The sequence below is a fragment of the Acidithiobacillus sp. TH-A36 genome (genome assembly GCF_057473445.1).
The window spans coordinates 1-2,457 of sequence record NZ_JBYCKP010000198.1; the positions used below are offsets into that span (position 1 = coordinate 1).

Sequence of the window (2,457 nt, forward strand, 5' to 3'; positions counted from 1 at the left end):
GCCGCTGGGAAATCGGAGTGCGGGTCGAAATGCCGGAACCGGAACCACGTCAACCGCGCAGAGTGGGGACGTGGCAACCGCGCTGGCACGCGGAACCGGATGGGAGTGTTCTAGTCGGAGAATTGCATATCGACTATCTCGACCGGACATTCAAAGACATCCAGTATCATCTACCCGCAGGCGTCATCAGCAGGGCCAGAAAAGCCCATCATCTTTCGATCACCGGCGAAGATACCGAGATCTACCATCATTTCGTGAATTGGCGGCAGGATCAGTATTTCAAGATCGCCAAAGACATTACACATCGGGTGGATCTGCTCAAAGTGGTTACGGCGAATACCAATCTGGCGGCCCGGAATGATCAGCCAAGATACCGGGCTTTTGTTTCATCCGGGAAGCTCTCTGCCATGATTGTTGCTACCTGTCGGCGCGAGGGGCTGATTATTGTCAAATGACAAGTGTAGGGCGATCTTGTCTTGTGCAATCTTTAACATTATAGTGTATAGGTTAATTAAATGCAGAAATGGTCCGTGGAAACCATCCATCATAAGATCCCGGAAAAGGCGAAAACGCATCATCGCTACGGATGGATTTTGTTGGGATTGGGTGGGGCGAGTCTGGGGCTTGCCATGGGACTTTTCTGGGTGCTGCATACGGGGATACTGAATTGGATCATGATCTTGATCAGAAAATCTTAGAAGAGGAAGCACAAAAACTGGTCGGGCTTCCGCCGGTTCAGTTTGCGGGATTCATACTGACCATGTTGTTCACGAAGATTCTGCATCCCAGGGGGATAAAAGATATGACCGTGATAGTAGATGGTAGTGTAATTTTACTAGGAGAAAAGGAAGCCCTGCAGAACTTGCTGGATGCAAAAACCGCGCTGGCTGGAGAAATTGCCAAAATCAAGGGGAACGCCTGATGTTCGGAAGAAACAAAAAAACATCCGTAAAAAACATGGAAACTCAGGAAAAACCGCAAACAGGGGCTAATCTCTCTGAAGAAAATGCCTCTGAAGCAACCGAAAAAAGCACCGTATCGGAACGCACACCGATCAGTGGTATCGCAGGCGGAAGCAGCAAGGTCAAAGCCAGCAAGAAAAAGCTGATCTGGGGCGGCCTCGCGGTTTTTGTTGTGGCGATCATGATTGCCAATAAGGTGATGGTGCCCAAGCATCCCGATGATGGGGTGAAAGCGGGTGCTCAAACCACAAGCGCACAGAACGCGGCACTACCCTCCATGCACATCAGTATGCAGCCCACACATCCCGCCAAAACAGCGCGGGACGCCCTGCCAGCAGTACCGGCGAATGGTGCGTTGATGGCGATGCAGCCGGTTCCCCCCGCAAATCACAACCCGACATCTCCTGCCATCCTGTCAACACAGGCCATTCAGAACATTTTAGGGGCTGCCAGTCATGGAACCGCTACCGTGGTTCAAGTCTGGCAAGGGCCGGGAAATCTGGATGGCGTGATCTACAAGGATGCCAATCAGGAAGAGGGCGTGGCCTGGGTCAATGTGCAGAACAAGCTCGTGCTGATCGGCACACTGGTTGGCGCAAACGGCAAAAATTACAACACGACCGCTACGTTCGGGCTTGCGGCACACCAGCCGATCACGGGTCATGTAACCGCGCCGGCATCTTCGGTATCCGCGACTACGGACACCTCCAAGAATACGCTCATGCAGCTTAAAAATGGTGGACAAGGCATCCTCGTGGGATCCACCGGACCCGTCATCACCGCTTACATCGACCCCAACAGTCAAACCAGCCATCGTCTTTACGATGCGCTGGAATCCGCCGTGGATACCGGAAAAGTGCGGGCGCGATATGTTCTGGTCGCGCTCAAAAACCAGGGCAGCATCAAAAAGGCCGAAAAGATTCTCTCGGCACCGTCTCCGGAAAAGGTCTTGAGCCAGGACGAACGGTTGGGGAAGGTAGGAGCAAGTGGTACTTGGTCCGGCGGGATTTCGGGCATTCGGGGCAGTCTGTATATGGCGCAGGAAGTCAACAGTAATACTGCGCTACTCGCTGCAGCAGGCTATATCGGTGATCCCGTAGTGATCTGGTGTGACAAGGCAGGCAAAGCCCAGGTTGCGACCAATGATGGGGCCGTGGGCGACATGGACGCGATTCTCAGCGCCGCCGGAAATTGCCGTTGAAAAAGCTGGTGGAATTCTTCGCCGGAACCCTCGTCGCCGTGCTGGTGTTGTTCGTGGCGTGGGTCTTTCTTGCAGGAGCACCTGATGAGCGTATTGATCGCGCCTGTCGGCCAACCGTGTGGGTCGGCAAGGTGTTCAGTTCGGCATCCATGGCAGCCGATACCGATTACAGCGGTGGAATCAGCAGCGGATTCAGCAACTTTGACAAGGGATGTCAGCTCACCATCTGGGATTATTTCTATGCCCAAAAGTGGTGTCTGTCCCACCCCGGAGAATTGATACCTGGAGATCAGT

The 2,457-nt window shown here is 53.4% G+C and carries 4 protein-coding genes and 1 pseudogene; all 5 read left to right on the forward strand.

Going from position 1 to position 2,457, the window contains the following annotated elements; all coding sequences use genetic code 11:
• A pseudogene (locus tag AC2VLY_RS05265) lies at positions 1-455 on the forward strand (hypothetical protein); the annotation flags it as partial.
• A 60-nt stretch (positions 456-515) separates the two neighbouring features.
• Entirely contained in the window at positions 516-698 is a 183-nt protein-coding gene (locus tag AC2VLY_RS05270) for a hypothetical protein (RefSeq protein ID WP_486891993.1), read from the forward strand.
• On the forward strand, positions 668-922 hold the full coding sequence (locus tag AC2VLY_RS05275; protein ID WP_486891992.1) for a hypothetical protein: 255 nt from the start codon (positions 668-670) through the stop codon (positions 920-922). The genes AC2VLY_RS05270 and AC2VLY_RS05275 overlap by 31 nt, the downstream gene beginning before the upstream one ends.
• Entirely contained in the window at positions 922-2,163 is a 1,242-nt protein-coding gene (locus tag AC2VLY_RS05280; RefSeq protein WP_486891991.1) for a hypothetical protein, read from the forward strand. The genes AC2VLY_RS05275 and AC2VLY_RS05280 overlap by 1 nt, the downstream gene beginning before the upstream one ends.
• The coding region (locus tag AC2VLY_RS05285; RefSeq protein WP_486891990.1) for a hypothetical protein at positions 2,160-2,457 on the forward strand (298 nt) is incomplete at its 3' end. The genes AC2VLY_RS05280 and AC2VLY_RS05285, both read left to right, overlap by 4 nt.

Bases quoted from the DNA above. Each gene is read 5' to 3' on its own strand.
- AC2VLY_RS05270 (WP_486891993.1), top strand. From the start codon at position 516: ATGCAGAAATGGTCCGTGGAAACCATCCATCATAAGATCCCGGAAAAG.
- AC2VLY_RS05280 (WP_486891991.1), top strand. From the start codon at position 922: ATGTTCGGAAGAAACAAAAAAACATCCGTAAAAAACATGGAAACTCAG.